General features: G+C 38.8%; 1 pseudogene. It reads left to right on the top strand.

Annotated elements, in window-relative coordinates:
* A pseudogene (locus ACFINS_RS09885) lies at positions 1-232 on the top strand (iron chelate uptake ABC transporter family permease subunit); the annotation flags it as partial.

Genomic DNA, 232 nt, shown 5'->3' with positions numbered 1-232 from the left:
ACTCCCAGGTATGATTATGCAACTGTTGGCATGCAATCATTTTGTTGAGCCATCAACCGCTGAAACCGTTGAGGCAGCATCCCTTGGCATTTTTTTGTGATGATTTTTCTGCCTAATATCCTTGTCTTAGTAAAAATGATCGTCGCTATAATTTTTGCTATGATCGGCACACTATTTTTATGTTTTTATTACACCGAATCCTTTTAAAGTCTGCCCTCATTGTACCACTCAC

It is taken from the genome of Bartonella sp. AA2SXKL, from assembly GCF_042197205.1.
GTDB lineage: Bacteria > Pseudomonadota > Alphaproteobacteria > Rhizobiales > Rhizobiaceae > Bartonella.
Note: the sequence above shows the minus strand (reverse complement) of the source record. Positions and strands in the feature narration are given on the sequence as shown.